Annotated in this window: 21 protein-coding genes; 9 read left to right on the top strand and 12 right to left on the bottom strand. The window is 71.3% G+C overall.

The window, feature by feature from the left end; translation table 11 throughout:
* Nucleotides 1–7: 7 nt before the first annotated feature.
* Entirely contained in the window at nt 8–1,192 is a 1,185-nt protein-coding gene (locus tag Afe05nite_RS22360; RefSeq protein WP_203819122.1) for a PP2C family protein-serine/threonine phosphatase, read from the bottom strand.
* A 71-nt stretch (nt 1,193–1,263) separates the two neighbouring features.
* Nucleotides 1,264–2,310, bottom strand: coding sequence for a YihY/virulence factor BrkB family protein (locus Afe05nite_RS22355; RefSeq protein ID WP_239118087.1), 1,047 nt, complete (start codon nt 2,308–2,310; stop codon nt 1,264–1,266).
* A 194-nt stretch (nt 2,311–2,504) separates the two neighbouring features.
* Here Afe05nite_RS22355 and Afe05nite_RS22350 point away from each other — a divergent pair, with 194 nt between their 5' ends.
* Nucleotides 2,505–3,230 carry a TetR/AcrR family transcriptional regulator gene (locus Afe05nite_RS22350; RefSeq protein ID WP_239118086.1) on the top strand — a complete coding sequence of 242 codons (726 nt, stop codon included), beginning with the start codon at nt 2,505–2,507 and terminating at the stop codon, nt 3,228–3,230.
* A 57-nt stretch (nt 3,231–3,287) separates the two neighbouring features.
* On the opposite strand, the gene Afe05nite_RS22345 is transcribed toward Afe05nite_RS22350, so the two are convergent.
* Nucleotides 3,288–3,650 carry a DUF4267 domain-containing protein gene (locus Afe05nite_RS22345; RefSeq protein ID WP_203819120.1) on the bottom strand — a complete coding sequence of 121 codons (363 nt, stop codon included), beginning with the start codon at nt 3,648–3,650 and terminating at the stop codon, nt 3,288–3,290.
* A gap of 87 nt (nt 3,651–3,737) precedes the next feature.
* Here Afe05nite_RS22345 and Afe05nite_RS22340 point away from each other — a divergent pair, with 87 nt between their 5' ends.
* From Afe05nite_RS22340 to Afe05nite_RS22330, 3 genes are read left to right on the top strand one after another with little or no spacing between them, the layout of a single operon-like run.
* Nucleotides 3,738–4,280, top strand: a complete 543-nt coding sequence (locus Afe05nite_RS22340) for a TetR/AcrR family transcriptional regulator (RefSeq protein ID WP_203819119.1) — start codon at nt 3,738–3,740, stop codon at nt 4,278–4,280.
* 53 nt (nt 4,281–4,333) lie between these two features.
* A complete protein-coding gene (locus Afe05nite_RS22335; protein ID WP_203819118.1) occupies nt 4,334–7,036 on the top strand; it encodes a PQQ-dependent sugar dehydrogenase in 2,703 nt (900 codons plus the stop codon).
* Between the two features lie 32 nt (nt 7,037–7,068).
* Nucleotides 7,069–7,782, top strand: a complete 714-nt coding sequence (locus tag Afe05nite_RS22330; RefSeq protein WP_203819117.1) for a peptidylprolyl isomerase — start codon at nt 7,069–7,071, stop codon at nt 7,780–7,782.
* Nucleotides 7,783–7,807: 25 nt separating this feature from the next.
* Here the strand turns inward: Afe05nite_RS22330 and Afe05nite_RS22325 are convergent, their stop codons facing one another.
* The 3 genes from Afe05nite_RS22325 to Afe05nite_RS22315 all read right to left on the bottom strand — a co-directional run bounded on the left by Afe05nite_RS22325 (nt 7,808) and on the right by Afe05nite_RS22315 (nt 12,710).
* Complete coding sequence (locus Afe05nite_RS22325) at nt 7,808–9,229, bottom strand: FAD-dependent monooxygenase (protein WP_203819116.1); 1,422 nt, start codon at nt 9,227–9,229, stop codon at nt 7,808–7,810.
* Between the two features lie 342 nt (nt 9,230–9,571).
* Nucleotides 9,572–10,543, bottom strand: a complete 972-nt coding sequence (locus tag Afe05nite_RS22320) for a glycoside hydrolase family 6 protein (RefSeq protein WP_239118085.1) — start codon at nt 10,541–10,543, stop codon at nt 9,572–9,574.
* Between the two features lie 37 nt (nt 10,544–10,580).
* Nucleotides 10,581–12,710, bottom strand: coding sequence for a transglycosylase domain-containing protein (locus Afe05nite_RS22315; RefSeq protein ID WP_239118084.1), 2,130 nt, complete (start codon nt 12,708–12,710; stop codon nt 10,581–10,583).
* Nucleotides 12,711–13,475: 765 nt separating this feature from the next.
* Between Afe05nite_RS22315 and Afe05nite_RS22310 the strand changes: the two genes are divergently transcribed.
* The 4 genes from Afe05nite_RS22310 to Afe05nite_RS22295 all read left to right on the top strand — a co-directional run bounded on the left by Afe05nite_RS22310 (nt 13,476) and on the right by Afe05nite_RS22295 (nt 17,586).
* Nucleotides 13,476–14,690 (top strand): hypothetical protein, encoded by a 1,215-nt coding sequence (locus Afe05nite_RS22310; protein ID WP_203819115.1) that lies wholly within the window; start codon nt 13,476–13,478, stop codon nt 14,688–14,690.
* A 76-nt stretch (nt 14,691–14,766) separates the two neighbouring features.
* Nucleotides 14,767–15,900 carry a glutamate--cysteine ligase gene (locus tag Afe05nite_RS22305; RefSeq protein WP_239118083.1) on the top strand — a complete coding sequence of 378 codons (1,134 nt, stop codon included), beginning with the start codon at nt 14,767–14,769 and terminating at the stop codon, nt 15,898–15,900.
* A gap of 62 nt (nt 15,901–15,962) precedes the next feature.
* Nucleotides 15,963–16,655, top strand: coding sequence for a hypothetical protein (locus Afe05nite_RS22300; protein ID WP_203819113.1), 693 nt, complete (start codon nt 15,963–15,965; stop codon nt 16,653–16,655).
* A gap of 127 nt (nt 16,656–16,782) precedes the next feature.
* Nucleotides 16,783–17,586 carry a SigB/SigF/SigG family RNA polymerase sigma factor gene (locus Afe05nite_RS22295; protein ID WP_203819112.1) on the top strand — a complete coding sequence of 268 codons (804 nt, stop codon included), beginning with the start codon at nt 16,783–16,785 and terminating at the stop codon, nt 17,584–17,586.
* Nucleotides 17,587–17,658: 72 nt separating this feature from the next.
* Here Afe05nite_RS22295 and Afe05nite_RS22290 read toward each other — a convergent pair whose 3' ends face one another.
* The 6 genes from Afe05nite_RS22290 to Afe05nite_RS45125 form a co-directional block, all read right to left on the bottom strand.
* A complete protein-coding gene (locus Afe05nite_RS22290) occupies nt 17,659–18,723 on the bottom strand; it encodes a magnesium and cobalt transport protein CorA (RefSeq protein WP_203819111.1) in 1,065 nt (354 codons plus the stop codon).
* Nucleotides 18,724–18,742: 19 nt separating this feature from the next.
* Entirely contained in the window at nt 18,743–19,369 is a 627-nt protein-coding gene (locus tag Afe05nite_RS22285; RefSeq protein WP_239118082.1) for a VanZ family protein, read from the bottom strand.
* 86 nt (nt 19,370–19,455) lie between these two features.
* Nucleotides 19,456–20,064 (bottom strand): hypothetical protein, encoded by a 609-nt coding sequence (locus tag Afe05nite_RS22280; protein ID WP_203819109.1) that lies wholly within the window; start codon nt 20,062–20,064, stop codon nt 19,456–19,458.
* Nucleotides 20,064–20,939 (bottom strand): ATP-binding cassette domain-containing protein, encoded by an 876-nt coding sequence (locus Afe05nite_RS22275; RefSeq protein ID WP_203819108.1) that lies wholly within the window; start codon nt 20,937–20,939, stop codon nt 20,064–20,066. The genes Afe05nite_RS22280 and Afe05nite_RS22275 overlap by 1 nt, the downstream gene beginning before the upstream one ends.
* 11 nt (nt 20,940–20,950) lie before the next feature.
* Entirely contained in the window at nt 20,951–22,132 is a 1,182-nt protein-coding gene (locus Afe05nite_RS22270) for an alpha/beta hydrolase-fold protein (protein ID WP_239118080.1), read from the bottom strand.
* A gap of 56 nt (nt 22,133–22,188) precedes the next feature.
* Nucleotides 22,189–22,392, bottom strand: a complete 204-nt coding sequence (locus Afe05nite_RS45125) for an NAD(P)(+) transhydrogenase (Re/Si-specific) subunit beta (RefSeq protein WP_239118079.1) — start codon at nt 22,390–22,392, stop codon at nt 22,189–22,191.
* 201 nt (nt 22,393–22,593) lie between these two features.
* Here Afe05nite_RS45125 and Afe05nite_RS22260 point away from each other — a divergent pair, with 201 nt between their 5' ends.
* Nucleotides 22,594–23,340 (top strand): acetoacetate decarboxylase family protein, encoded by a 747-nt coding sequence (locus tag Afe05nite_RS22260; RefSeq protein WP_203819107.1) that lies wholly within the window; start codon nt 22,594–22,596, stop codon nt 23,338–23,340.
* Nucleotides 23,341–23,374: the final 34 nt, after the last annotated feature.

The following is a 23,374-nucleotide window of genomic DNA, read 5'->3' as shown; positions in this document are numbered from 1 at the left end:
TTCCTAGTCAGGGGCCGCTGAGCCACTGCAGGAGCAGGACGGTGGCGTCGTCCTGCAGGCGGTCGTCCTGGTGTTCGAGGATGGCGTGCACGAGCCGGCGGGTCGTCTCGGCGGCCGGCAGGTGGTCGGCGAGGGCCCGCTGGGCGAAGTCGATGAGCCGGTCGAGGCCGAACGGGTTGCCGTCGGCGTCGCGGGCCTCGGTGATGCCGTCGGTGTAGAGCAGCACCTGGTCGCCGGGTTCGAGGGCCTCCTTGACGATCAGTGGCGGCCGGTGGTGCCCGAGGGTCACCGGCAGGGCGGTGGGCGACGGCAGCACGCTCACCACCCGGCCCCGGCGCAGCACGATGCCGCCGGGGTGGCCGGCCGAGATGACCTGCAGGATGCCGGTGTCCTGGTTCAGCTCGGCCAGCACCGCGGTGATCATGCCGGTGCGGTCGTGGCTGCGGACGGCGTCGTCGATCTCGTGGTAGGTCGCGGTGAGGTCCATCCCGGTGCGGCGGGCGTTGCGGTAGGCGGCGATGGCGATCGAGGCGAGGATGACGGCCCGCATGCCGCCCTTGGACCCGTGCCCGACGGCGTCGAACAGGGCGAGGTGGGCGGTGTCGCCGTTGACGGCGTAGTCGAACGCGTCGCCGCCGACGTCGTAACAGGGTTCGAGGATGCCGGCGATGACGGTGCGGCCGGTCGCGAACGTCAGCGGCGGCAGCTGAGCGCGCAGCATCTCGGCGGCCAGCTGCATCGGCTCCCGCCGCCGGCGCCGTTCGATGGTGTCGCTGTAGAGGTCACAGGTGACGACCAGTTCCCCGACCAAGGCGGCGACGGTGGCGCAGTCGTCGACCGCCTCGTCGCTCAGCGGCCGGTCGGCGATCACCTGCAGGACACCCATGCGCTCGCTGCCGTCGAGCAGGGGCACCCACACGACCTGCTCGCCGCTGTCCTGCGAGCCGCGTACGGCGGTCAGGGTGCTGTAGGCGCGCCCGGCGAGGGTGCCGTCGATGACGGTGGTCTCGCTCACCGGCAACGAGGAACCCAGCAGCGGGAGGAGCTCACGCTGCTGGTGATCCACGACGTAGATGATCAGCGCGGTGACGCCGAGGAGCGGGGCGGCCTGCATGGCCATGTCGGCGAGATCTTCGGGGCGGGCCCGGTATCCCTGCCGGATCAGCTGCCGCATCGCGTCGAGCGCACTCACCGTGACCTTCTTCCCGGCCGGCTGACCACCGGCCCGGCCGCCGATTCAACCAGACCGGGCGGGGCGGGTGCTCAATTCGTACTCAAGCCCTGCTCGCTGCCCTTCTTGATCTTGCGGTCGTCCCGCAGTTCGAGGAAGGGCTCGTCGGTCGGGTCGTGCCCGGCCGCGATGGCCCGGCCGCGCTCGAGCTCGGCGTCGAACTCGGCGCCCAGCAGGATGGCGATGTTGCTGATCCACATCCAGACCAGGAAGGCGATCACGCCGCCGACGGTGCCGTAGGTCTTGTTGTAGTTGGCGAAGTTGGCCAGGTAGATCGCGAACGCGATGGACGCCACGATCCACAGCACGACGGCGAGGATGCCGCCCGGGCTGACCCAGCGGAACCCGCCGGTCTTGGCGTTCGGTGACGCCCAGTAGAGGATCGCGAACATCAGGCTGACGAGCATCAGCAGCACCGGCCACTTGACGATGTTCCAGGTCAGCACGGCGGCCGAGCCGAGGCCGATCTTGTCGCCGACGATCTCGGCGAGGTCCCCGGTGAAGATGACGATGGCGGCCGAGATGACCAGCATGACGCCGATCACCCCGGTCACCCCGACGCGGATCGGCAGGGTCTTCCAGATCGGCCGCCCCTCCGGCACGTCGTAGACGGCGTTGGAGGCCCGCATGAACGCCGCGACGTAGCCCGACGCCGACCAGAACGCCACCACGATGCCGATGATCGCGGCGAGGCCCGCCGCGCCCGGGTCCTTCACCTGGTCGAGGACGGTGCCGACCAGTTCCTGCAGCTGGGGGTTGGGGGCGAGTTCGTGCACCGCGTCCTTGACGGTCGCCTCGCCGTCGCTGCTGAGCATGCCCAGCAGCGAGACGATCACCAGCAGGCCGGGGAAGATGGACAGCACGCCGTAATAGGTGAGCGCGGCCGCCCAGTCGGTGAGGTTGTCCTCCGAGAACTGCTTGACGGTGCGCTTCACCGCGGCGACCACCCCGGTGCCCTTGAGCTGCGCGGGATTGTCCGGGCCGGCGTCCGGGCCGGGCGCCGACAGATCGTACGGCTTGTCGTCGCCGGTCCTGGTGCTGGCGACCGCGTCGCGGTCGGGTTCACGTCCAGCGCTCATCATGTGCCTCCTGCCAGGGCCTGGGTGCGTCGCTGGAATCCCCACCCGATTGCTTTCTCAATCGCGATCGCGGTGACCATTTTCCGGCTCCGTTTATGTGGTAAACGGAAGGAGGAAAAAGGCGGCGGTACGGGGCCGTCGGGCTGTGGGAGGCTTGTGCGGTTCTTGACGGCACACAGCGCGCGGGAGGCGGCATGGCGGAGCGTGGCGAACAGGTCACGGGCTCCGGGCGGGCCGGGCTGGACCAGCGGCGCATCATCGACGCGGCGGTGCGGTTCATCGACGAGAACGGTCTGCGCATGCTGACCATGCAGCGGCTGGGCGCCTGTCTCGGGGTCGACGGCATGGCGCTCTACCGGTACGTTCCCGGCCGGGAGGCACTGCTCGACGGCGTGGTCGAGGCGGTCGTCGACGAGATGTTCAGCGACCCCGAGGTGCACCTGCGGGCGCACGCCGGCTGGGTCGACTACCTCCAGCGCCTGGCGCACGGCCAGCGCCGCATCGCTCTCGCCCACCCGGAGGTGTTCCCGCTGGTGGCGACCCGCCCGCCGGCCGCTCCCTGGGTGCGCCCGCCGCTGCGCAGCCTGCGCTGGATCGAGTCGCTGCTCGAGGTGTTGACCGACGCCGGCTTCTCCGACGAGAGCGCCGCCGCCGTCTACCGGGCGTTCAGCAGCTTCCTGCTCGGCTACCTGCTGCTCGAGGTGTCCGCCCGCGGCGTGGTGACCGGGCCGGTGGAGGAGCCCGACGTGGCCCCGACCGGGGACCTCAGTCGCTATCCGATCCTCCAGCGGCTCGAGCCGCACCTGTCCGTGGACGCCGCCGCCGGCGATTTCGAACAGGCCCTGGAGGCTCTGCTCGACCGCGTGGCCCTGCTCCTTCCACGCCGCCGCCGACCGGCCCGGCTCACCGAGGAGAAGTAGGCGGACGAAGAATGTGTTTATGTCATAAACGCAAGGCTGCTGACCCGGCCGGCCGCGTCAGGCGGCGACCAGGAGCGCGGCACTGAGCAGGACGATCGCGGCGGTGGCGAGGTGGATGCCGAACGCGACCGCTCTCGTGCCGCCGTTGCGCAGCACGATGACCATGTCGCCGAGCGGCACGAGGGCGACCGCGAGCATGAACCAGGCCTCGGCCGTGACGCCCGCGAAGAACAGCAGGCACAGGCCGACGATGCCGTAGGCGGCGTCCCGCACTCCTTTGACGCTGAGGTAGGCCGAGCGCGGCGAGGGGACGCCGTAGCCGGCCGCGGCCTGCTCGGGGCGGCTGAGGAAGCGGATGCCGATGTAGAGGATGAAGAGGTCGAGGGCGATCGCGAGTCCATAGGCGAGACCGGTGAGCATGTCCACTCCAGTGTGCTAGCAGTGCTAGATCTGCTGCCGACGCTAGCATAGCGCTGACAGTTCGGCTAGCGCTGCTAGAGTGGGCGCATGACGGCACAGGCACGGCGCCAACGCGACCACGCGGAGCGGGAACGGTTGATCATCGCGGCGGCCCGGGAGCTGGCCGAGAGCGACGGCTGGGAGGGGGTCACCACCCGGCGGCTGGCCGAGCGCGTTGAATACAGCCAGCCCGTCCTCTACACCCACTTCGCGGGCAAGGACGCCATCATGGCCGCCGTCGCGCTGCAGGGCTTCGCCGAACTCGCCGACGAGCTGCGCACCCGGTCCGGGCTGGCCGCCGTCGCCGCCGCCTACCTCGACTTCGCCGAGCGATCGCCGGCGCTCTACGACGCGATGTTCAGCCGGGCTGTCGACCTGCCGTTCGCCACCGACGAGACACCGCCGGCGCTGCGGGACGGCTTCGACCAGCTGCGCCGGGTCGTGGGCGCCGGCGAGGCCGGCGACGACGTGCTCACCGAGGTGCTGTGGAGTGCTCTGCACGGCCTCGTCACCCTCACCCGGGGCCGCCGTCTGCCCCGTGAGCTGCAGGAACAGCGACTGGCTCGGCTGGTCGAGATGTTCACGCGCTGATTGCGTCGCGCAGCCGACAGTCATCGGCCGATCGACGTGCGACGTTGGGCGGCATGCGCCGTCGACTGACGTTGACCCTCGCCCTGCTCATGCTCCCGATCGCCGTGGCCACCCCCGCGCACGCCGCCGTCACCGCCCTCACCAAGGTCAACTTCCAGCCGGCCGCGAGCGCCGTCCCGAGCGGCTACGTCGCCGACACCGGTGCCGCCTTCACCGACGCCCGCGGGTGGGGCTGGGTGCGCCAGGGCACGAGCACGCCGCTCGACCTGACCCGCAACACCCGCGACCGGGCCCGCACCGGCGTCGACGCCCGCCTCAACACCCTGATCCACCTCCAGTACGGCGATGTCGGCGGCACCAACGGCGTGCTCACCCCGGGCGCCTGGGAGTACGCCGTGGCCGACGGCACCTACCAGGTCACGGTGTCGGCCGGGGACCAGGCGCCGTACGACAGCCGGAACACCGTCGACGTCGAGGGCATCCGGGCGATCGACGGTTTCGTGTCCACCGCCGCGGCCGAATTCCGGCAGGCCACCACTACCGTCACGGTGACCGACGGGCGGCTGACCGTCGCCGCCGCCGGCACCAACACCAAGCTGAACTACGTCGAGATCAGCCGGGTCACCGCCGACTTCGCGCTGAACGTCGACTTCTCCGACGCGGCCACCGACCCCGCCGCGGGTTATCTGCGCGACTCCGGGGCCGCCTTCACCGCCACCCGCGGTTACGGCTGGGTCGATCTCGGCGAGGGCACCCCGGTCGACCTCACCGGCAACGGCCGCAACCGCAACCCGGCCGCCGCGCAGGCCGATCCGCGGCTGGCCACCTTCGTGCACGCGCAGCTGCCGGCCGGCGCGCTCGGGGTGAGCACCCCCGGCCGCTGGGAGGCCGCCGTGCCCGCGGGGCTCTACACGGTGACGGTCGCGGTCGGCGACGCGGGCCCGGCCGTCGACAGTGTCCACTGGGTCGGCATCGAGGACCAGAACGCGATCGCGGCGTTCCGGCCGACCGCCGCCGCGAGGTTCGCCACCGCCACCCGCACGGTGCGGGTCACCGACGGCCGGTTGACGATCAGCCCGGCCGGCGGCACCAACACCAAGTTCGCGTACGCCGACATCGCCGAGGTGCCGGGCGGTGCCACGATCCCGGCCGTACGCACCAGCTCACCGGCCAACGGCGCGACCGGGGTGCCGTTGACCGCCAGTGTCGTCGAAGACCTCGTCCTGCCCGGCGGTGGCGTCCGGGCGGCCTCGCTGACCGGCTCGACAGTGACGCTGACCCGGCTCGACACCGGGGCGGCGGTCCCGGCCACCGTGCTCACCAGCGGTGGGGGAGACGTCATCAACCTGTCCCCGACCGCCCCGCTGGCCGCGAACACCGCCTACCGCTTCACCGTCACCAGCGGCGTCACCGACGTGACCGGCAAGCCGTTCGCCCCGTACTCGATGGTCTTCACCACCGGCACCGGGAGCGGCACCGGTGGGCCGGCCGCGTTCGACAAGGTCACCGGGGTGGCCACCGGCGCGTCGTTCACCAGCGTGGTCAAGGGCCCGGACGGGCTTCTCTACGCGGGCACCCTCGACGGGCGGCTGTTCCGCTTCCCGATCAACCCCGACGGCACGCTCGGCACGGCGTCGGTCATCAGCACCGTACGCTCCGACGCCGCCGCCCGCGGCCTGCCCGGCGCCCCCGCCCGCACCATCATCGGGATGGCCTTCGACCCGGCGTCCACCGCGGCCGCGCCGATCCTCTGGGTCACCGACAACTACCAGTACGTCGGGCCGCTCGACGTGCCCGACTGGTCCGGCCGCGTCGGCCGGTTGTCCGGGCCCGACCTGAGCACCTACACGCCGATGGTGGTCGGCCTGCCGCGCTCGGTGAAGGACCACGAGACCAACTCGCTCGCGTTCGGACCGGACGGCGCGCTCTATCTGTCGCAGGGCGCCGACAACGCGATGGGTGCCGCCGACTCCACCTGGGGGAACCGGCCGGAACGGCTGCTCAGCGCGGCCGTCCTGCGCCTCGACCCGGCCCGCCTGCCGGCCACGCTTGCGCTGAACGTCAAGACCGAGGACGGCGGCACCTACGACCCGTACGCCGTGACCGCGCCGCTGACCCTGTACGCCACCGGCGTCCGCAACGCGTTCGATCTGGTCTGGCACCACAACGGTCATCTGTACGCCCCGACGAACGGCTCGGCGGCCGGCGGAAGCACCCCGGCGACCCCGGCCACCCTCCCGGCGTCGTGTGCGCGCCGCGGCTACACCGGACCGGCGGTGCCGGGCCTCACCGGCGTGCCGACCGCCGAGACCGACTACGTCTTCGACGTACGGGCCGGTCGCTACTACGGCCACCCCAACCCGGTGCGCTGCGAATGGGTGCTGGCCGGCGGCAATCCGACGGCCGCCGCCGACCCGTACGAGGTGGGCGCCTACCCGGTCGGCACCCTGCCGGACGCCAACTTCGACCTGGCCGGCACCTATGACGCGGGTCTGCACGCCTCGGCCGACGGGGCGATCGAATACCGCGGCGGGGCGCTGGACGGCAAGCTGCTGGTGGTCCGCTACTCCGACGGCCAGGACATCGAGGTCTTCGACGTGGCGGCCACCGGCGCACTGGCCAACCGCACCACCGGGATCACCGGCCTGACCGGTTTCAGTCAGCCCCTGGACGTCACCGAGGACCAGGCCACCGGCAACCTGTACGTGACCGAGCTGGGCGCCGCCCGCATCACGCTGCTCCGGCCACGGCCTTGACGTATCCACTCATCTCGATTAGACCCGGGGGAATGTTCAAGCATCTGAGCGTGCTCGTCCTCATCGCGGGGCTCGGCCTCACCGTCGCCACGCCGGCGTCCGCGGCCGGGCCGGCCGATCCGACCGCCGGCCCGTGCGCCTACACGCCGACCCCCGACGAGCCGGCCGCCCGGCCCGTCCCGCTGCCCCGCGATCCCCGGCACACGCCCGCCCGGGGCACGGCCGAGGTGGTGCTGCACACCAACCTGGGGGCGATCCCGGTGCTGCTCGACCGGGCGCCGGCCCCGTGCACGGTGCAGAGCTTCCTGCACCTGGTGCGGCAGCGGTTCTACGACCGGACGATCTGCCACCGGCTCACCGCGTACCCGACGCTGTCGGTTCTGCAGTGCGGTGACCCGACGGGCACCGGCGAGGGCGGGCCCGGCTACCGCTACCGCGACGAGCTGCCGACCGGTCTGCCGCCCGCCCCCACCGACCCGACCGGCGAGCGCAAGGTCTACGCCCGCGGCGTGCTCGCCATGGCCAACGCCGGCCCGGACACCAACGGCAGCCAGTTCTTCCTGGTCTATGCCGACTCCGCGCTGCGCCCGAACTACACGATCTTCGGTCGGGTCGAGCCGGCCGGCCTGGACACCCTCGACCGGATCGCGGCGGGCGGGATCACCCCGACGCCGGCGGACCCGGCGCCGACGGACGGCCCGCCCGCGGTGCGCACCGAGATCCGCCTGGCCGTGCGGCACCGCTGAGCGCCGGGCACCCCGGCCGGGCCGGTCAGCCCGGCTCGCCGAACCAGTGGGCGAGCCGGGCGTCCAGCTCCCGCTGATCGTCGCCGATCCAGGCGACGTGGCCGTCCGGGCGCAGCAGCACGGCCGGCGCCTCGAGCGCGGCGGCCGGGTCGGCGAGGTGGTCGACCCGGTCCGCCCAGCCGCCGGTGGTCAGTCGTCCGGTGCGGTCGAGCAGCAGGCCACGGCCGCGGTGCAGCAGGCCGTAGAGGCGGCCCCGCGTCAGGTCGAGGTCGGGCAGCCGGCGGCCGAGCAGGTCGGGACCGTCGCCGAAGTCGTACCGGATGGCGATCGCCGTGATCCTCTCCAGCAGATAGCGGTTCACCTCGTCGAAGTCCATCAGCGCGGTGAGCAGCCGGCGCACCGCCCGCGGTCCCGGCCCGTCGGACAGCAGTTCCGTCTGGGCACGGGTGTTGTCGAGCACCTCCTCGGCCACCGGGCGGCGTTCGGCCGGATAGGTGTCGAGCAACGAGTCCGGCGCCCACCCGCGGACCCGAGCGGCCAGTTTCCAGCCGAGGTTGACCGCGTCCTGCAGACCCAGATTGAGTCCCTGCCCGCCGATCGGCGGGTGGATGTGCGCGGCGTCGCCGGCCAGCAGCACCCGCCCCACCCGATAGCGTTCGGCCAGCCGGGTGGCGTCGCCGAAGCGGGACATCCAGCGCGGGGAGTGCACGCCGAAGTCGGTTCCGGCGACGGCGCGTAGCTCCCGGGCGAAATCGTCGAGAGTGGGCGGCTCCGCGCGGTCGCTGAGGCCCGCGGCGGGCACGATGACGCGATAGACCCCGGGCCCGGCCGGCCCGAAGACGAACCGCTTGTCGGTCTCGCGGATCTCGGCCACCGCGGCGGCGATCTCCGCCGGCGGCGTCTGCGCCCCCATCTCGCCCATCAGGGTCTCGGTGCGCGCCGGCTCGCCGGGGAAGCCGACGCCGAGCCGCTTGCGTACCGTGCTGCGCGCGCCGTCACAACCGACCAGATAGCGCGAACGCAGCTTCTCGCCGTCGCTCAGCTCGACGGTCACGCCGTCGTCGTCCTGCGTCAGGCCGGCCACCACGCAGCCGTGCCGCACCCGCGCGCCCGAGGCGACCGCGTGTTCCTCGAGCAGCTGGACGACGACCGACTGCGGAATACCGAGCAGATAGGCGTACGCGGGATCGAGGCCGGCGGGCGCGGGCCGGTCGATGGCGGCGAAGTAGGCGCCGGCCGGCCGCTTGCGGCCCCGTTCGAGCATGCGCTCCAGCAATCCCCGCATCGCCAGCAGCTCGAGGCTGCGGATGTGCAGCCCGACGATGCGGACGGCGGAGACGGGCTCGGTTTCCTTCTCCAGGACGAGAACTCGGACATCATGCAGCCGGAGCTCGGCGGCCAGCATGGCGCCGGCCGGTCCGCATCCGGCAATGATCACGTCGAACATGGTGTGGCCTTTCAGGAGTGCCTTGTCAGCTAGGCGCTCCCGGCGACACCTGCGTCAGTCGCCCGGCCGTGACGGCTGGGGGAGCACCCACATCGCAACTGCGCTCATGGGTCTCACCTCCTCGGGCCTTGTCACGGACAGCAGGAAGTTACAAGACCGGACCTCGGCTCGTCCAGTCCTCCGGACGGGGTCCCGTCGCCAGAAGGGGTCAGGAGGTGACAGAGTATTCACGCGCTAGGGGTGCCCCGATGAGTGAGCGAAGCGCCGCGACCCTGACCGCCGAACTGGACCACCGCGCGCCGGTCGACCGCACCTGAGACAGCCGGCCCCGCGCAGCGGCGGCTATCGTCCGCTGATCAGGCGCTGGGCCAACGCCGGGTCGAAGACGCCGGCCCGGGTGGTGGGGGCGACTCCGCACCGGCCGTCGGAGTTGCCGGGGTTGGCGATCCAGAGTTCCAGGGCGGCCGGGTCCGCCGTGGCGGCGCGGCCCAGCTTGCGGCCGGCCGGGTTGCACCACCGGCCGTTGCCGCCGTTGCCGTTGCGGCTGGTGTCGATCACGTACGCGGCCGGTCGTCCCAGGGCGGCCCGGACCTTCTCGGCGTAGCCGCGGGACTCGGTCGTGCCGATGAAGTTCGAGACGTTCACCGAGAAACCGTGGGCGCGCGCGACGCCGGCTCGCAGCAACCGCTGGGCCATCGTCGCCGGATCGATCCAGTCGGCGTGGCCGGCGTCGACATAGGTCCACGTGCTCGGGGCCGTCGCGGCCAGCGTGCGGATCGCGGTGTCGAGCAGCGCCAGCCGGTCGGCGACCCGGGCCGCGGTCAGGCAACTGAAGTCGCCGAGGGCGTCCGGCTCCAGGACGACGATCGCGGGCCGTACGCCGATCGCCGCCGCGAACGTGGTGATCCAGGCCTCGTACTCGGCCGGGCCGGCCGCCCCGCCGGCGGACTCCGCGCCGCAGGCGTCCCGGCCGGGCAGGTTGTAGGCGACCAGAACCGGGACCTGGCCGGCGGCCTGGGCCGACCGGGTGTAGTCGGTGACCGCCGCCCCCAGGTCGGGATCGCTGGTGCCGGTGAACCAGTGCGCCATCGGCCGGCTGCTGATCGCGGTCCGGACCGCCTCGGCGCGGCTGTCCGCGGGGTGCGCGTCGACCCAGCGCGCGGCGGGCAGCCGCGGGTCGATGAACGTCCCCTTCGACCAGCTCAGCATGGTGGCGACGGTCGGCCGGGGGTCGGTGCCGGTGGCGGCCGGCAGCGACACGGCGGCGGCCGAAGCCAGCACGGCGGCCGCGGTCAACCGTCTGATCAGGGCCACGGCCGTAGGTCGGCAGCCGGGCCCCGGACCTGAGGAATCAGGGGCTGGGGAACTGCACGCTCGGCTTGCCCCGCATGTAGTCGGCCACCGTGTCCCAGACCGCCGGATTGACCGTGCCGTGATCCATGTGCTGGCTGGTGTTCGGCCAGTCCGGGTCGGCCAGGTAGCCCGCCACCACGACGTCGGTGGTGCCCAGGATCAGGGCGGCGGTCTTGGAGCTGTCGGTCGTGCCGGTCTTGCCGAAGACCGGATGTCCGACCTCGCCACGGGCCTGCGGCGCGGTGCCGGAGCCGCCGCAGTCGCCGGTCTGGGCCGAGTCGCCGACCGGGCAGCGGGCCGCGTCGACCGCCTGCCGGGCCACCTGGGGGGTCACCACCTGCTTGCAGCTCGGCGCGCCGAGGTCGATCTTCGCGCCGTCCTGGTCGAGGATCTGGGTGATCGGCGTGAGCGAACAGTACCGGCCGTCGGCGGCCAGCGTGGCGTACGCGTTGGCCAGGTCCAGCGGGGTGGACTCGGAGACACCGAGGGTGAACGCGCCCCACTGCTCGGCACTGCCCGGCTGGGCCAGCGCCTGATCGTTGGAGGCGCGGAACTGGATGCCGAAGTCCCGGGCCGTCTGCACCACGTTCTGTGCCCCGACCTGCTCCTCGAGCGGCACGAAGTAGGTGTTCACCGAATGCCCGAACGCCGACCACATGTTGTACGTGCCGGCTTCGCTCTCGCCCGCGTTGCCGGGACAGTAGAAGTGCGTGCCGGGACAGGCGGCCGGGCTGCTCGGATCAACGATGTAGTGGGTCTTCGCCAGCACTTCCGCCTTGATCGTCTTGCTCAGCGGGACGCCCTGCTTGAGCGCGGTCACCATGGTGAACATCTTGAACGTCGAACCGGCCTGGTAGCCGTCGACGTCACCACCGCCGCTGATGATCGGATTGGTGGTGTTGGGATAGGTGCCCTTGAGATTGCGGGCCGCCTTCTTCGGATCGGACGAGACGTGGTTGCCCGACTCGTCGAGGCTGTAGGTGCGGTTCGCGGCCAGAGCCAGCACCTGACCGGTGCCCGGCTTCACGGCGGCCAGCATCAGGGCGTCCTTGTTGTTCTTCGAGATCCGCTCGCTGATCCGGTCGTGCGCGGCCTCGGTGGCCCGCAGATCCATGCTGGTGACGATGCGGTAACCACCGTCGTTGAGGCGCCGCTGCCGGTCGTACACGGTCGAGCCGAAGGCCTCCTGCTGCAGCCACCACCGGGTGAAGTAGTCGCAGAAGAAGCCCCACTCGTTCTTGCTCACCGAGGTGCAGCCGTTGCCGGTCTTGCGGACCGTACGCGGGACCTTCTCCTTCATCGCGGCCTGCTCCTGCGCCGGGGTGATCGCGCCGGTCGTGACCATGCCGTCGAGAACGTACTGGCGGCGGCCGACGGCCTGCGGATAGCCGCTCGCGGTGGTGGGGTTGAAGCTGGTCGGCGCCTTGACGAGACCGGCGAGCAGGGCGGCCTCGGCGACGTCCAGGTCCTTCGGGTTCTTGTTGTAGTAGATCTGGCTGGCGGCGTAGATCCCGTACGCGCCGTTGCCGAACGGGGCGATGTTCAGGTAACGCTCGAGGATCTGCTCCTTGGAGAGCTGTTTCTCGAGGTCCAACGCGTACTTCATCTCGGTGATCTTGCGTTTGGGGGTGTCCTGGGAGGCGGCGACGACATCCTTCGGGTCGGTCGCGCTGTACTCCAGCGACAACCTCACATATTGCATCGTGAGCGTCGAAGCACCCTGCTTGCTGCCCCCGCTCGAGTCGCTGACCAGGGCGCGGAGCGTGCCCTTGAGGTCGACGCCGTTGTGCCGGTAGAAGTTCCGGTCCTCGGCCGCGACGATCGCGTTGCGCACGTTCGGCGACATCTGCGCCAGCGGGACGTCGCTGCGGAACTCGTCGTACATGACCGCGATCTGCGTCTTGCCGTCGGCCGCGTAGATGCGGGTGATCTGCGGCGAACTGAAGTCGGTGAGCGTGCTGGGCAGCGCCTTGTAGGCACTCTCGCCGGCCTTCACCGTGAGCCCGGACAGAGCCGCGGCCGGGAAAGCGGCGGCCGCGGCCACCACTCCGGTAAGCAGCCCACAGATCAGCAGCGTCCCGGCATTGACGAACACATTGTGGTCGCGCCGGTGGAACCAGGATGTCACCCGGGGCAGGCTACGCGCCCGATTCCGGGGGTTTCCTGGGCGGGCTTTGTTTCGACAACCGTCATGATTCCGGTACGCAGCCGACTGCCTCCGCCCCGCTGTCCGCCCCGCCGAACAGCCGCCCGACCGGCCCGAACAGGCGGCCCTCCGAGCACGCCCCGCGCCGGCTTGCCCGCAGTGTCAGCGGTCCACTCGAGACAACGGCCACCTTCAACGAGGGAGCGGGCCGGCTCGCCGTCGACCGCCCCGACTCGTACCCGCACGGGTTCAACCGCTCCCCACCGACCGTGCGTCTCTTCGCGCCCGACATCAGCCAGGATCACCCGCATGGGGGCCCTCCGTCGAGTGGGAGAGCCCTTTGCCCGGAAGTTGTGGTCTCCGGGGGCGAGGAGAAGCGGGTCCTTTTCGGCACAGGAGTCGTTTTTGTGGTCTCGGGATCGGGTCTTGCGGGTGGCTGATCGGGCTCGGGATCAGGTGGGTCGGTGACCGGGGCGATGCTGATGATGATCTGGTCGAGCAGGCCGGCGCCGGCGCCGGCCCACGTTCGTCACCGGTGAATTGTCCCGTCCGGTTCGCTGCCGAACCTGACAGCTCTTGCCTTCATGGGTGGCCCGCGGGAACGTTCGTCCGCTGGTGGCGGCTGGTCGGGCGATGGCCCGGGACCGCGCCGGGGGCCGATCATGTGCCGTCGGCATCAGCCCCGGGGAGGCAGATCTGTCCAGCACAAACGTCAGTACACGGCTCACCGTTCGCGAGCGTGTCTGGTTGCCGTACGAATACATCCGCACCGTCGGCCCGCTTGCCGGCATCACCGTCGACGGGGTGCGCGGCGCCCTGATCGGCCTGCATCGCAACGATCCCACGCACCGGGCGGTGTCCCGGCTCGACCGGGCCCGGGCGACGTGGCGTCACCTGGACGCCGCGGCATTCGCCCGCTTCGTCGAGGGCTCCGTGACCGACGCCGGCGACCTCGACATGTTCGAGGCGAGCCTGCGGCTGCAGTCCGAGGCGCGCACCGACCACCCGCTGCGGATCATGGTCGGCACCGATTTCGTGGCGATCAAGTTCACCCACTCGTACGGCGACGCCGGCCCGGTGCTGGTGCTGCTGCACGAGCTGATCAAGGCCGCCGAGGAGGGCCGCGCCGCGTCGGTCCGGCCCTACGAGCCGCACCGGGGCGCGCTGCTGCGGGCCTGGTGGGAGAAGATCGGCTCGAAACGGGCGAACTGGAAGCAGGGCCTGAGTCTGCCCCGTCCGCCCCGCGCCGGGTCCGGGACGACGCGGCCCTGGAAACCCGACATCACCTGGCGTACGGACCGGTCCGCCGACGCCATGCGCAAGATCCGTGAGTTCCGCAAGGTCCACGCGCGGGGGGTGTCGACGACCGCGATCGTGTTCGCGGCGTTCACGGCCGCGCTGCGGGATCTCGGCGTCGACCCGAACCTCGGCGGCGGGATCTTCCTCGCCGACGCCCGCCGGTTCCTGCCCAACGACGTCAAGATCGACAGCGACTTCTGCATGGGCATGTGGCTGTCGCCCGGCGACACCACCGATCCGGCGGCGATCGACCGGGTGCTCAAGGCCGAGACGGGCTTCCCGCGCATCCTGACGGTGATGATGATCGAGGAGATCAAGACTCTCCTCAGCCGGTCGAAGGGCGTGCCGCCGGCCTATCCGGGCGAGATCGTGGCCGCGCCGCAGGCCCGGATCACCTACAGCCACCAGGGCCGGCACGACATGTTGAAGGACCTGCCGTGGGCGGTCGAGCCGGCGGAGCGCCGCAACATCAGCGTCTCCACCCTCTGCGAGCCGGACGGCATCGCGCTGGGCACCGCCGAGATGAACGGGGTGCTGCACCTGGACGCGGTGTTCCACGCCTCGACGTTCGACCCGGAAGTGATGGCCAAGGCACTGCACATGGTCCTGTCCGACCCGGCCGGCCTGCTCGGAGCCACCCCCGGCGGAGCCGCCCAGGGGTGACCGCGTCCGGGGGCACCGGCATCGGCCGGTGTCCCGAGCGGCGGGCGGGGCGGGCCGCTCCGATAGAGTGCACCTCGTGATCGACTTCGCCCCGTCGCTCCGATCGAGGCTGGGGATCGAGTGGGAGATCGCCTGCGTCGACCGGCGCAGCGGCGAACTGAGTCCGGCCGCGCCCGAGCTGCTCGCCCGGATCGGCGCCGCCGACGGTTTCCCGCACGTCACGAATGAACTGCTCACCAACACCATCGAGATCGTCAGCGCGCCGCACGGCCGGGCCCGGGACGCGGTGGCCGACCTCACCCGCCTGATCGAGCGGGCGGCCGCATTCGCCGAGCCGATGGGCGTCGACCTCATCTCGTCCGGCACGCACCCGTTCAGCCAGTGGTTCCAGCAGCAGGTGACGCCGGGCAACCCGCGCTACGACACCCTCATCGACCGGACCCGGTGGTGGGGCCGGCAGATGATGATCTGGGGCGTACACATCCATGTGGGGGTCGAGGACCGCCGCAAGGTGCTGCCGATCATCGACGGGCTGCTCACCTACCTGCCGCACTTCCAGGCGCTCAGCGCGTCGAGCCCGTTCTGGGCGGGGGAGAACACCGGCTACGCCTCCAACCGGGCGCTGATGTTCCAGCAGCTGCCGACGGCGGGGCTGCCCCCGCAGTTCACCGAGTGGTCGCAGTACGAGGCGATGGCGGCCGACCTGCTGCACATCGGGGTCATCGAGGAGCTGACCGAGCTGCGCTGGGACATCCGGCCGTCGCCGAAGTGGGGCACGATCGAGGTGCGTACGTTCGACGGCGTCTGCACCGCACGCGAGCTCGGCGCCCTGGCCGCCCTGACCCAGTGCCTGGTCGAGCATCTCTCCCGGGAGCTGGATGCCGGCCGTGACGTGCCGCGGATGCAGCCATGGTTCGTCCGGGAGAACAAGTGGCGGACCGCCCGCTACGGCATGGACGCCATCATCATCCAGAACGCGGCCGGCGACGAGCGGCTCGTCGCCGAGGACCTGGACCGGTTGCTGCCGATCCTGGCGCCGGTCGCCGAGTCGCTCGACTGCGTGGCCGAGCTGGCCCAGGTGCGCGACATCGTCGAGGGTGGCGCGAGTTATCAGCGGCAGCTGCGGGTGGCCGCGGCCAACGAGGGCAGTCTCAAGGCCGTGGTCTCCGCCCTGGTGCGGGAGCTGCGCGAGGGTCACCCGGATCGTTGACCGGCCCGCCCGCCGGTGCCGGTCGAGGGGTGGCCGGCGCTCCGGGCTGGCATGCTGTGCCGGTGGTTACGGCTGGTAAGGCCCGGCGGGGCGAGGCGCGGCTTCCGTCCGCGCTGGTCGTCGTCGCGGCGATCGCTCTCTATCTGTTGCTGCCCGAGCCGCTGATCCTCGGGCCGCGCCTGGTCATCCCGGCTCTCGAGGTCGTGCTGCTGATCGCGCTGATCATCATCAACCCGCGCCGGATGACCCGGGACACCCCGTGGGCGCGGGCCGCCGCGCTGACCCTGGTCGCCCTGATCGCGGTGGCGAACGCGGCCGCGCTGGTGCTGTTGCTGCGGCAGCTGGTCACCACCGACGACTCGCAGGCCGTCGAGCTGCTCATCGCCGCCGGCCAGGTGTGGCTGACCAACGTGATCGTGTACGGGCTGGCTTTCTGGGAACTGGACCGGGGTGGACCGGTGGCCCGCACCCATCTGCCCCGCGGACGGCTGCCCCGGGCGGACTTCCGGTTCCCGCAGGACGAGGACCACGACGCGATCGACGAGGTGATGGCCGGCTCCAGCAAGAACAGTGATTGGGTCCCGGCGATCGTCGACTACCTGTACGTGTCGCTGAGCAATTCGTCGGCGTTCAGCCCGACCGACACGATGCCCCTGTCCACCCGGGCCAAGATTCTGATGGGCATCGAGTCGACATCCGCCCTGGTGATCTCGGTGTTGGTGATCGCCAAGGGGGTCGGCGGCCTCGGCGGCTAGACCCGGTTCCGCCGCCCCGGCGCCCGCCATATCCACCTTTCGGCCAGGTGAGACCAGCCGAAAGGGTGAGTTTGGGGCTGTTGGTGGAGCGGGAATGAGGGGGTCCCACCAACTAGAGGAGATCTCCATGACGGTTGTCGTTACGTCCTCCGACACCGCCGTTGCCGGCGGCGAGTCGGCGACGACAGACCGTGCGAGCGAACTGATCGCCGCGCTGGCCGCGCTTCCGGCCGGGCACCCGTCGCGACCCGCTGTGCGTGACCGCACGATCGAGGCCTGGACGCCGCTCGCCAAGCACCTGGCGAACCGGTACGCCGGGCGCGGCGAGCCGACCGACGACCTCTACCAGGTGGCGGTGATCGGCCTGATCAAGGCGGTGGACCGGTTCGAGGCCGACCGTGGCGTCGAGTTCGCCGGTTTCGCCATCCCGACGATCGTCGGCGAGATCAAGCGCCACTTCCGCGACCGCACCTGGTCGATCCGGGTGCCGCGCCGCTTGCAGGAGCTCCGCCTGTCGATCACCAGCGCCAACACCACACTCACCCACACGCTGGGCCGCTCCCCGACGGTCGCGGACATCGCCACCCACCTCGACATCTCCGAGGAGGAGGTGCTCGAGGGCCTGGAAGGCGCCCGCGCCTACAACACCACGAGCCTGTCCACCCCGGTCGGGGCCGAGGGCAGCACCGAGCTGGGCGAGACCCTCGGTGGTGACGACCGCGAGTACGAGCACGCCGACACCCGCCTCTCGCTGGCCCCCGCGCTGGCCACCCTGGACGAGCGCGAGCAGAAGATCATCACGCTGCGCTTCTACGGCAACCTGACCCAGTCGCAGATCGCCGACGAGATCGGCATCTCCCAGATGCACGTCTCCCGGCTGCTGACCAAGGCCCTCGCCAAGCTCCGGGGCCAGCTGGACGCGACCGTCTGAGCGGCGTGCCGGCTGACCGCTCACCGAGCGGTCAGCCGACAGTCCTCACCCGAGCCACCCGAGCCGGCGCGGTCAGAGCCAGCCGGCCCGGCGCAGGAGCCGGTGCACGCCGGTGGCGCCACCCAGCATCACCAGGAGCACGGCCGGATAGCCGTACCGTGAAGTCAGCTCCGGCATGTGGGTGAAGTTCATGCCGTAGACGCCGGCGATCGCGGTGGGCAGGGCGGCGATCGCGGCCCACGAGGCTATCTTGCGCATGTCGTTGTTCTGTTCGACGTTCAGCTGGGCCAGTCGCGCCTGCAGCAGTGCGTTGAGCACGTCGTCCAGGGCCAGCACCTGGTCGACCGCGGCGGCGTGGTGGTCGATCACGTCGCTGAAATAGCGGCGGATCCCGCCGGGCAGGTCGCCGAACTGCTTGCTGACCATGGCGGCCAGCGGGCGCTGCAGCGGGAGCACCGCCGCCTTGAACTTCATCAGCTGCCGTTTGAGCTGATAGATCTGCTCGACGGTGACCGGGGTGCCGGCCGCGAACATGGCCGCCTCGGTCAGGTCGACGTCGGTCTGCATCTCGGCGGCGATGTCCACGTAGGCGTCCACCAGGCGGTCGAGGATCGCGTGCACCACCGACCACGGACCCTGGGTCAGCATCTCGGGGGCGGAGCTGAGCTCGGCCCGCAGCGAGCTGAGCTCCATCACGACGCCCTGCCGGACGGTGATGACGAAGTTCGGGCCGACGAAGATGCCGACGAAACCGGTGCTGACGATCTCGCTGGTGGCGGTCACCCGCTCGTGCTCGACGTACTGGGCGGCCCGGACGACCAGGAAGATCACGTCGTCGTACCGTTCGACCTTGACCCGCTGCTCGCGGTGCAGGATGTCCTCGACGGCGAGCGGGTGCAGGCCGAACACGTCGGCGACCCGGGTGAGCGCGGCCTCGGTCGGCTCGTGCAGGCCGAGCCAGACGAACGCACCCGCCTGCGCGCGGGCCTGGTCGTGGAGCCGGCCCAGATCGGCGGCCGGGCCGGGGCTCTCGACCGACTCGCCGCCGACGAACAGGTCGCAGCCGATGATGGCCGTGTGGTCGGCGCGGCGCCGCACGGCCGGCCGGGCCGGTTGCCAGTTCTGCCGGATGTCCAAGACCCCTCCCGGTCGGAGCCTACGACGCCCCGGCCCGGATCGGTTGCCGCTCGTCAGCGGAAACACGCCACCAGGGCCGGGACAGCAACGCGGCAAGCATCGCACCGATCGCGTTGATCAGCACGTCGTCGACGGAGGAGACCCGGTCGAGCCGGAAGACGTACTGGGCGGTCTCGATCAGGACGGAGCAACCCGCGCCGAGTGCCAGGACCCGGGGGAGGGCGGTCAGCGCCGCGAACCGCATCGGGGCGAAGAAGCCGAGTGCCGCCAGGACGAGCAGATTGCCGCCGATCCCCAGCGGCGCCATCGTCACCAGGTCCCGCAACGGTACGAGACTCACCCGGCCGGCCACGACACCGGCACCCGGTCCGGGCATCAGGGTCAGCCAGATCCAGGGCACGGTCCCGTAGACCAACCCCACCTCGGCCAGCGACGTCCGCCAGGGTGCGGGACGGCGGACCCGGGCCAGCGCCCAGCCGGCCAGGGCGGCCACCGGCAGCCCGGCCAGCGTCATCAGCACCACGCCGTTCTCGGTGTCGTAGCAGCCGTGCCACTGCCCGGCCAGGCACCGCGGCGCGGCCATCAGCAGCATCCGGCGGGCCGGGCCGAGGAGGAACCCGAGCGCGGCGAGGCCGAGTAAGATCAACGCAAGGAGGGTACGGGTGGCACGGTTCACCGGCCCATTCGATCGCATCCTCCGTCGGCTCGGCATAAGCGTCGCCGATCGGGCGGTCAGTCGCCGGTCAGGTCCCGGGGCAGCAGGATCACCGCGGCCCCCAGCGCCGCCACCGTCCACAGGACGAAGACCTCCAGGCTGAACGTGTCGGGGCTGCCGCCTGCCGAGTCCAGGTAGGCCGAGATCGGCAGGTTCCAGGTCAGCTTGCCGATCAGCCCCTCGACGACCACGACCCACACCGCGAAGCCGAACAGCAGCCACGACGCCCGGCGCACCAGCGACGCCACGGCCGCCCCGAACACCGCCATCACCGGCACCAGATAGAGCGTGTGCAAGTAGATGTCGCCGGCGCTCTTGAGCACTGTCGTGATCCCGGAGAGCATCGCGAACGCCTCGGCGACCAGGACGGTCGTCAGGACCTGCGCGAACAGCACGGTCAGCCGGCGCGGACGGGAGAGGTAGAGCAGCGCGACGGTCCGGTGCTGGTGGCTCTGGGCGACGGTCAGGGCCGCGATGCCGAACGCGCCGAGCCCGACGAACAGGGCCCAGAAGTACGGCTCGAGGACGCCGAACGCGGCCGCCACGAAACCGGCCAGGGACAGCGTCAGCCAGCTGGAGCGGATCGTCGCCATCCGGTAGAGCTCGCTGCGGATCATGGTGAGCATCAGGCAGCCGCCAGTTCGAGGAAGATCCGTTCCAGGTTGGGCAGGTCGGTCGACAGCTCGTAGATCGGTACCCCGGCGGCGAACGCGATCTCCCCGGCGTCCTCGGCGCTGAGCCCGTCGACCTCGAGCACCTGGTCGTCGGGGGCGACCTCGGCACCGGCCTCCTCGAAGGCGCGCCACAGCGTCACCGGGTCGCGGCCGCGGACCCGCAGGCGGCCGGTCGCCGAGCCGTACAGTTCGGTGAGGGGCCCGGAGTAGCGCAACCGGCCCTTCGCGATGATCACCGCGTCGTCGATGAGCTGGGCCAGCTCGGCGAGCAGATGACTGGAGATCAGCACCGTGCCGCCGGCGTCGGCGTGCGCCCGCAGCAGCGATCGCAGCCAGGCGATGCCCTCCGGGTCGAGACCGTTCGCCGGTTCGTCGAGCACCAGCACCTCGGGCGAGCCGAGCAGGGCGGTCGCCACCGCGAGCCGTTGGCGCATGCCGAGCGAGTAGTCACCCGCGCGCACCCGGGCGGCGTCGGCGAGACCGACCTGGTCGAGCAGCTCGTCGACCCGGTCGCGGCCGACGCCGGCCAGCATCGCCTGGGTGCGCAGGTGGGCGCGCCCGCTCTGCCCGGGGTGCACGATGCCCTGTTCGAGGACCGCGCCGACGTGCCGCAGCGGGGCCTTGAGCTCGGCGAACGGGCGGCCGCCGAGCAGCGCCGCGCCGCTCGTCGGCCGGGTCAGGCCGAGCAGCATGCGCAGCGTCGTGGTCTTGCCCGAGCCGTTGAGCCCGAGGAACCCGGTCACCCGCCCGGGCCGGGCGGTGAAGGACAGGCCGTCGACGGCGCGCGCCTTGCCGTAGACCTTCGTCAACTCCACGGTCTCGATCATCGAGCGGCACTCTACCGGTGGAGCGCCAGCATGCCCTCGGCGAACGTGCGGCGCCAGTTCACGTAGTCGTGGGCGCCGATGAACTCGGTGTAGTGCACCGGATATCCGTGCCGGGTCAGGGTGTCCCGCATCTGCCGGACGACGCTCAACTGGTTCGGCGCGCCGCCCGGCCCGGGTAACGTCTCCTGCACCCCGACGTCGAGGTAGAAGCGCAGGTCGACGATCGGGCTCCGGGTGATCTGCCGGATCAGCCAGCCCGGTTCGCCGTCGGCCGGCTGCGGCCACCAGAAGCTGCCCGACTGGGCGAGCACCGCCCCGAACATCTCGTGCGCGCACAGTCCGACGTAGGCGGCGGCGAGGCCGCCGCGGGACACCCCGGCGATGATGTTGCGCGTGGCGGCGGTGCCGGCGCCCAATCGGGTACGCGCCCAGGGCACCAGTTCGTGCTCGACGAAACCGTGGATCGGCGGGGTGGGCTCCAGTTCGCGCTCGCGCCGGCCGGTGAAACTGCTGACGAACAGGGCCACCATCGGCGGTACGCGGCCGGCCGCGATCAGGTTGTCGAGGATCGTCGGGACGCGCAGCACGTGCTGGGCGGCGTAACCGTCGAAGACGACCAGGATCGGCAGCCCGTCGGTGGGCGTGCCGGCCGGGCGGTAGACGGTGACCGGGCGGTCGCCGCCGAGGGCGGCACTGGGCAGCACCACATCGGTCAGCTCACCGGCCGGCACGCCGGGCCGCCGGGCGGTCCACGGCTCGGGCGGGGCCGCCGGCAGTTCGAGCACCGACAGCCAGGAGTCGCTGTCGGCCGGGTCGGCGGGGTCGGCCGGGAAGTGGATGCGGTGCGGGTTGCCCAGATCGATGTGCGACGGGCCGGTCCCGGTCTCGTCCGCGGGGGAGCTCTCGGTGTCGTCGTGGGCCAGGCAGTAGACGGTGCGCAGGTTCGTCGGCATCGCCGAGGAGCCGTGCCACAGATCGGTGCCGGGCACCTGGCCGAGCGGCACGTCGACACCCCACCACGCCCGGGTCGAGGTCGCCGATCCCCGCCACAGAAACGTCACCAGCATCTGTTCGTCGCCGAGCGGCTCGATCAGCGGGGTCGGTGTCGACACCCAGAAGTCGTCGAGATCCCGATCGGACAGGGTGGACAGCAATCGGCTGATGCGCGGACTCTGCAAGGCTTCGGCTCCCACGATTCCAGCCCCGTGTACGTTCCCGGAACCGAGCGTTCCAAGTCGATCACTAGGTGTCAAGCGACTGAAATCGATGAGTTCGCATCCGTTCGCGTACGGGTGCAGCCCACTCGGCAGGGCCGTCGGACCGGCTGCGGACAGCGGGCGTCGGCCTCGGCCAGCAGCACGTTCATGTGTCCCGGCATCCGCCCGGCGACCGGGTGGATGGCGTGGGAGACCTCGACACCCGCTCGGTGAGCGCCTCGGCCGGCGCCACGCACCCGGGTTGTGCCTGCGCGTCGGCGAGGCGGTAACCGGGAACGATCACGACCTTGCCGGCGGTGATCTCGCGTACCCGACCCGCCGATGATCGTGATGCCCGCCCACTCGTCAGCTTCGATGCCGGCCCGGATCGCCGCCAGGGGCCACCCGGCTCCATCTGACGGGTGTTACCGGCCCGGAACGCCCGGTAAGGTCTGCGCATGGCGGAACGCATCGATGCGACTACCTGGTCGATCCAGGGGGAGACGGTCACTCTCCCGGTGACGATCACCAGTGCACGGATGGCCGCCGCGGTCTTCACGACACCCGCCGCCGAGGCCCGCCGGGTGCTCGCCGGCTCCCCGCTCGAGCCGCTGACGATCTTCGGCCGAGCCGTCACCGTGCTGATGTTCATCCACTACGACGAATGGGTGCTCAAGACCTACGACGAGGTCGGCGTCGGGCTCCTGGTCCGCGGTCCGCGCCGCTCGGCCGGCCCGCGCTCGCCCGGCCTGCACCTGGTCGACCTGCCGGTCACCGGCGCCTTCACCCGCGAGGCCGGCCAGGACTTCTGGGCCCTGCCGAAATGGCTCATGGCCGCCGACCTCACCTTCGGCCCGCCCGCGCGAATCACCGTGCGTGACGGTGAAACCGAGGTCATGCACGCCTCGATCGGGGACGGCCGGCTCCGCCTGCCCTTCGGCACCCGCCTCAAGCTTCCGGCCTGGTCCTTCCTGCGGCACGGCGCGCAGGCCGGCCGCCTGCTGCGCGGCCGCCTCCCGATGAACCTGTCCGGCATCCGGGTGGGCCGGGGCGCCTATGACGTACGGCTGGGCGAGCACCCGATGGCCGCGAAGATGACGGCGCTGGGCATGCTGAAGCGTCCCCTGCTGACCGTGAGCGCCGACCGGATGACCGGTTCGCTGGGCTCGTTCACCGCCACCGCGGCACCGTCCCCGCCCAGCTGACGTCCCGCCCAGCTGACGTCCCGCCCAGCTTGCC

It is taken from the genome of Paractinoplanes ferrugineus (genome assembly GCF_016862195.1).
Lineage (GTDB): Bacteria > Actinomycetota > Actinomycetes > Mycobacteriales > Micromonosporaceae > Actinoplanes > Actinoplanes ferrugineus.
The sequence above is the reverse complement of the archived record's forward strand: the minus strand, read 5'-3'. Positions and strand labels throughout refer to the sequence as shown.